This is a genomic window from Oerskovia sp. NPDC056781 (genome assembly GCF_042789955.1).
GTDB classification, from domain to species: Bacteria; Actinomycetota; Actinomycetes; order Actinomycetales; family Cellulomonadaceae; genus Oerskovia; species Oerskovia rustica.
Map to the genome: position 1 here is coordinate 1 of NZ_JBHUAD010000363.1, position 2338 is coordinate 2338.

Consider the following 2338-nt stretch of genomic DNA (forward strand, 5'->3'; position numbering starts at 1 on the left):
CGGCGTGACTAGCTGAGCGCGGTCAGCGTCATCGTCGCGTTGTAGGTCCCCTCGTTCACCGAGAGCGGGAGCTTGAGGTCCAGCTCCGCCCCGATGACCGCGGAGCCGCGGGCGTGCCCGGCCTCCGCGCTGCCCAGGGTGCGGGCGACGGACAGGCCGTCACCCTCGACGAAGCCCGACGCGACGGCCGCACCCGCGACCGCTCCGCCGTCGTTCTCCAGGAGCTCGGGCGTCCACCCGAGGTACTTGCCCGACACCGTCTCGCCGCCGGCGACGAAGTCGCCGACCTGCGCCGAGACCGACCACGCCGGGGCGTTGATGCGGGTGTCCGTGACACGGACCGGCACCAGGTCGCCCGAGGCCGCGAAGTGGTCGCCCTGCTCCTCGGCCACGCCCAGGTCGACGAGACCCGTCGAGCCCTCGAGGCTCCACGTGAGCTCGCCCGGACGCGGCTCGGGGATGACGACCGCGACCGACTGGTCTCCCCCTGCGAGCGCGCCGGGAGCCGTGCCGGTGAGGTCGCCCTCGACCGAGCCCGCGGTGTTGCCCGGACCGAAGTTCGCCGCCGGGGTGTTGTCCGCGAGGCGCACGGCCCCGTGGACCGTGGTGCCCGCGACCTGGAGGTTCGCGGTGTTGCCGGTCAGGACGAGGTCCCCACCCACCGTGTTGCCCCACTGGTCGGCGGTCCCGTCGGCCTTCGCGCCGACGAGCGCGTCGCGAGACGTGCCCGTCACGGACAGGCTGCCCCCGACGACCGCGCCCCCGACGCTCACGCCGAAGTCGCTGTCACCGAGCGTCGCGTCGCCGCCCACGCTCGTGCGCAGCAGGTCGACGTACGTCGCGGCCTGCGTCGTGAGGTTGCCCGTGATCTTCGTGTCCGAGATCTCGACGTCGACCCCGCCCGTCGCGACGCTGCCACCCACGCGCAGGTCGTACAGGTAGAGGAACCCGGTGCGGGACCCCGCGGTGTACGAGCTGATGTCGCCGCCCACGCTCGCACCGTCGATGAGGACGCCATAGGCGTCCGTCGCGACGACGTCGCCCTCGATGACCGCCTCGGTCGCGTCGAGCCACGCGTCGTCACCGACCGTGATCGACCCCTGGACCGTGGTGCCGCCGAGGACACAGGTCGCCCCTGCGGGGACCACCAGGTCGCCCGCGACGACCGTGTCGTCGAGCTCGGTCGTGCAGTTCGTGACCGCGGCGTGCGCCGACGGTGCGGCGACCGCGAGCAGCGCGAACGCTGCGGCAGCGGCTGCTGAAACCTTCCACTTCATGTCGATTCTCCTGTGATCTCGGTGGGTCAGCCGCGAAGGCCGTAGATGGAGGTGTAGCTGCGTCGTGCGTTGCCCAGCGAGTTCAAGGGGTTCGGCGGCTCGGCGACCGAGCTCGCGTTGTCCTGCTCGTACAGGCCGTAGTGCTGGCCGCGCGTGCGGAGCTGCGAGAGGAAGGACTGGTAGTCGATGCTGCCGGCGCCGAACTCGATGATGTCGTAGCCGTTGGCGCTGCTCGGGTTGGCCTTGCCGTCCTTGAGGTGCAGCATCGGGAAGCGTCGCGGGTCGCGCTTGATGTACTCGATGGGCTCGAACCCGGGGTACTTGTGCCGGCCGACGTGCGCCCAGTAGACGTCCATCTCGAAGTAGACGAGCGACGGGTCGAACTCGTCCCACAGCAGGTCGTACACGCGACGGTTCGGGTCGTCGGACGTGAAGCGGAACTCTCCGTCGTGGTTGTGGGCGTAGAGCTTGAGGCCCGCCGCCTTGGCCTTCTCCCCCATGGCGTTCCACGTCTGCGCCGCGGCCGTCCACGCCGCGACCGTGTTGGTGCCGTTGATCGGGCCGCCCTGACCGAGGTGCGGCATGCCGAGGATCAGCGCCTTCTCGATCTCGGCGTCGATGTTGTTCGGGTTGAGGTTGACGTGCGACCCCACGGCCCGCAGTCCGTTGTCGTCGAGGAGCTGGCGGATCTGCGCGGGGGTGATCGCGCCGATCTGGCCCTGCGTGTACCCGGCGAACTCGACCTCGGAGTAGCCGATGTCGGCGAGCTCCTCGAACACGGCCCGGAAGCCGAGCGAGCTGACCTTGTCGCGGATGGTGAAGAGCTGGATGCCGATCCGGTTGACCGGGACCAGCCGGTTGCGTCCGCTGCTGGGGGCCGCGGCCACGCCACCGAGGGCCGATGCCGCCGTCGGGCCCAGGGTCGCGCCGACGCCCACGGCGACCGTCGAGGCCGCGAGGGCCTTGAGCAGGTTCCGCCGGCTCATCGGCCGAGCCGGGATGGACTCGTGGTAGTGCTCGTGTGAACTCATGTCTCTCCTTCGAGGTGAGGTTCGGTGGCC

Annotated in this window: 2 protein-coding genes; both read right to left on the reverse strand. The window is 70.7% G+C overall.

The features are described from left to right. Positions 1-8 precede the first annotated feature (8 nt). On the reverse strand, positions 9-1277 hold the full coding sequence (locus tag ACFRCR_RS18360; protein ID WP_377679607.1) for a hypothetical protein: 1269 nt from the start codon (positions 1275-1277) through the stop codon (positions 9-11). 26 nt (positions 1278-1303) lie between these two features. Continuing rightward, positions 1304-2308, reverse strand: a complete 1005-nt coding sequence (locus tag ACFRCR_RS18365) for a TIM barrel protein (RefSeq protein WP_377679609.1) — start codon at positions 2306-2308, stop codon at positions 1304-1306. Positions 2309-2338 lie beyond the last annotated feature (30 nt).

Bases quoted from the DNA above. Each gene is read 5' to 3' on its own strand.
- ACFRCR_RS18360 (WP_377679607.1), bottom strand. From the start codon at position 1,277: ATGAAGTGGAAGGTTTCAGCAGCCGCTGCCGCAGCGTTCGCGCTGCTC.
- ACFRCR_RS18365 (WP_377679609.1), bottom strand. From the start codon at position 2,308: ATGAGTTCACACGAGCACTACCACGAGTCCATCCCGGCTCGGCCGATG.